This is a genomic window from Methylobacterium sp. WL6 (genome assembly GCF_008040095.1).
Lineage (GTDB): Bacteria > Pseudomonadota > Alphaproteobacteria > Rhizobiales > Beijerinckiaceae > Methylobacterium.
Genome location: NZ_VRVH01000428.1, coordinates 1 through 2938, shown reverse-complemented (window position 1 = coordinate 2938; position 2938 = coordinate 1). Strand labels below are relative to the sequence as shown.

The window sequence follows — 2938 nt, the reverse complement described above, 5'->3', positions numbered from 1 at the left end:
GGACGACGGCGCGCCCCGCCGCGTGGCAGGCGGCGAGCACCGCCGAGACGTGCTCGGTGCTGCGGGGGCGGACGAGCGCGGCCGCGGCGCAAGGCTCGTCGGCACGGGTCCAGCTCGCGGGTCGGCTCGCGAGCTCGTCGCCGACGACGAGGCCGTCGGGTCCGAGGATGTCGGTGAGCCGGTCGAGAAGCGGGTCCGTCATGGGCGTGCGCGGCGTTCGGCGATCATGGGATCGGGCGAGGACGGTCTACACGATCGCGTGCGCGGACGAAGCCGGCGGCGTGACATTCCGTACCTGCGTTCGGGGGATCGATGCGGCTCCCGCGGGCAACCGCCGCCCGCCGGATTGCAGCATCCCACCCCTCGCCCTTCCACGGCCGGAAAGAGCTCATACGGTCCGGCGCTTCGAAAACCGCGGAGCGCGCCATGGGAACCTACACGCTCGCCATCGCCGACGGCGTCCTGTTCGCCTGCCTGCCGGACGAAGCCGACATCGGCTCGGCCATCACCGAGGCGACGGCGACCAATTACGGTTTCGGCATCGCGCTCAGCATCGTGCGCGGCACCGAGCTGACCGATGCGGCGCGGCCCGAGGACGACGTGGTCTGGCGCGAGACCTCCGACAGCGAGCTGCTCGACGCGGAGGGGCGCCGCTATCGCTACGCCGTGCGCCGGGCGGCCTGACGCCCCGCGCCTGGCCGCGACCAGGATCCCCGGATCACAGGACGTTCGTGCGACGGGTGCCGTCGCATGGAGCGAGCCGGCGCCCGGCTCGCACGAACGTCGGCTAGCGGCAGGAGCGCGGCAGGCGCCGCTTCCAGCGCTGGCCCGGCGCGAGGGCGGGTTCGGTCGGTCGCGACTTCGTCGGCCTGCGCATCACGACAGGCGCTGCGGCGACCGGAGCTACGGCGGTCACCGGCGGAGCCGGGATCGCCGGGGCAGCGACGGCCGGCTCCGAGGACGCGTCCGCGATGTCGGCGAACGACCAGATCGCATCGGGGCGCACCATTTTGGATCGTGCCTGATCCGAACGGCCGGCTTCGGCGCGCGGGCTTTCGGACCGCATCTGCGGAGGCTTCACCCGCTTCACGCGCGGAAGCCGAAGCTCGCGCTCGATCACGGGTTCGGCCACCTCGGGCTCGGGCTCCGCCACGATCAGGCTCTGCAGGATTCGCCGAGGCTTCTCCGCCGGCACCGGCGGCGCGGGGGCGGCGGCCTGGTCGGGCCAGACCGTATCGAACGGCGACGGCGTCTCGGGCGCCGGATCGAGCGCGGCCCAGTTCAGGGGCGCCGGGGTAGGATCATCCGGCCAGGACAGGGAGTGGCGGTTCTTCGACTTGACCTCGACGGTAAAGGACCGTCGCACACGGCTGCGCAACATGCGGCGTATGATTCTCTTGGATTTGGACAGGAACGCGCGGACGCGTACCGTATTCCATGACGCTTCTTCGGCATTCTGTCGAGACGACAGTGCGGAATCGGTTTCCAACACGGAAATTCCAGGCAGAAAGCCGGCGTTTCACGCGCCGCCTCAGGCCGAACGCGCGGTCGGCACCGAGACCTCCGGCTCCGGCGCGGTCTCGACGCGGACCGAACCGGTCGTGTCGAAGCGCAGACGAACCGGGAACGGCGCCGCCTCGGCTTCCGTCGCCGCGACCGCGACGAGGCTGATCTGCGGCCCGCCGCTGGTGACGGCCGCGATCAGGGCCGATGCGCCGCCGTCGAGATGCGGGATCGTTCCGTCGACCACCAGGATCTCCGGCCGCCGCAGGATCGCGCGGGCGAGGTCGACGAGCGCCTGCTGGCGCGGGGTGAGCAGGCGGCCGCGGTTGCCGACGGGGAAATCCAGCCCGCGCAGGCGGATGCGGCGTTCCAGGTCGAACTCCTGCACGACGAGGCGGACCTGGCGTTGGATCTCGGCTTCGCCGTGCATCCGCGCGGTGTTGATCCGCCCGAAGAGCAGCGCATCGAGGATCGAGCTGTGCCGGTTAATTCGCTCGGGATCGTAGGGCTCGACGTCCTCGGTGCCGTCCTCCCGTCGAAGCGCCTCGCGGACCGTGTAGCGCGCCGCCACCAGCCGCGCCCGATAAGGCGCATCGAGGAGGCCGAGCCGCTGGCGCGGCTCGACGTAGGCCAGGGCGAGGGCGAGGAACGCCTCGTTGTCGGCCGCCGGCGGCGCCTCGTCGGCACCGAGGGCCGAGAGCCGCTGCTCGAAGACCGGCAGCTCGTCCGGCGCGATCAGCGAAAACCTGCGGAACAGCGGATGGCCCGGTGGCACGTCGCGGAAGATGTCGACCAGGTTCCGGGCGATCGCCACGCCCATCCGGGCGAGGTCGTCGAGCAGGAACAGCTTGTCGAGGGCAGCGCGGAAGCGCGGTTCGGACGCGAGGTTGCGCCCGGTCAGTTCCGGAACGGTCGGCACGCCGAACAGGAGGTTCTCCGCGATCGTCGCCTGCTCGTTGTAGCGGCGCGGATCGAACGGGATCACGAGGTCCGCCATGCCCGCGGCCGCGAAGTGCTGCTGCAGGTGCCGGCGCGCGGCGACGACCCGACGCCCGGGCTCGGACTCGTGGTGCACCAGGCTGTAGGCGCTGAGGCCGAAGCGGTAGAGGTCGTCGCCCATCCCGAGGCGCTGCAGCAGGTCGAGCATCCGCGCGTCGAGGGCGGCGGCGTCCGCCAGGCCCAGGGCGGCGTAGTCGATCCAGGGATCGCTCGCATCCTCGACCGGGTTTCCGGTCCGCCGCGCCTCCGCGCGCCGGCGCCGCGCACGCTCCGGGCTGCCGGCGTCGTCGCGGATCACCGGGCGCCGGCGCAGGCCGTAGGCGAGGTTGTCGCGGATCGTGCCGGGAAACAGCACCGGCTCCGGCCCGGCATAGGCGAGCGCGCGGGCCCGGCGGGCCTGCGGCAGCGTGGCGACGTCCGCGCCGCCGATCCGCAC

At 72.4% G+C, this 2938-nt stretch carries 2 protein-coding genes and 2 pseudogenes; 1 reads left to right on the top strand and 3 read right to left on the bottom strand.

The genetic code is table 11. The features are described from left to right. Positions 1–202, bottom strand: a pseudogene (locus tag FV230_RS26710) (FAD-binding oxidoreductase); the annotation flags it as partial. 224 nt (positions 203–426) lie between these two features. Here FV230_RS26710 and FV230_RS26705 point away from each other — a divergent pair. After that, positions 427–684, top strand: coding sequence for a hypothetical protein (locus tag FV230_RS26705; RefSeq protein WP_147729370.1), 258 nt, complete (start codon positions 427–429; stop codon positions 682–684). 103 nt (positions 685–787) lie between these two features. On the opposite strand, the gene FV230_RS26700 is transcribed toward FV230_RS26705, so the two are convergent. Both FV230_RS26700 and FV230_RS30055 read right to left on the bottom strand, forming a co-directional pair. Beyond that, positions 788–1489, bottom strand: coding sequence for a hypothetical protein (locus FV230_RS26700; protein ID WP_147844528.1), 702 nt, complete (start codon positions 1487–1489; stop codon positions 788–790). Between the two features lie 42 nt (positions 1490–1531). Next, a pseudogene (locus FV230_RS30055) lies at positions 1532–2938 on the bottom strand (ABC transporter ATP-binding protein); the annotation flags it as partial.

Excerpts from the sequence above, each read along its gene's own strand:
- FV230_RS26705 (WP_147729370.1), top strand. The coding sequence starts at position 427 with ATGGGAACCTACACGCTCGCCATCGCCGACGGCGTCCTGTTCGCCTGC.